Annotated in this window: 1 pseudogene; it reads left to right on the top strand. The window is 45.1% G+C overall.

Annotation, left to right across the window (positions count from 1 at the left end):
- Positions 1-255: pseudogene (locus tag R2R70_RS21630) on the top strand (kynureninase); the annotation flags it as partial.

Raw genomic sequence — 255 nt, 5'->3', positions numbered from 1 at the left:
CCGTTAAACAGCCATTGAGTGGTTGGATGGGGCATGCAAAGCCATTCGCGTTTGATGCTCAATACGAGTGTGCAGCAAGTATTAATCAGTATTTATGTGGTACGCCAAGTGTGATTGCTATGAGTGCGTTAGACGCTGCACTTGATGTGTGGGAAAGCGTAAAAATAAGCGATGTGAGGGCTAAGTCGATTGCTTTAGCCGATGTGTTTATTGCTTTAGTGCATTCGCATGCTAGCTTGGCTGATTTGCGCTTAA

Source organism: Cobetia sp. SIMBA_158 (assembly GCF_046566945.1).
Classification (GTDB): Bacteria; Pseudomonadota; Gammaproteobacteria; order Pseudomonadales; family Halomonadaceae; genus Cobetia; species Cobetia amphilecti.
The sequence above is the reverse complement of the archived record's forward strand: the minus strand, read 5'-3'. Positions and strand labels throughout refer to the sequence as shown.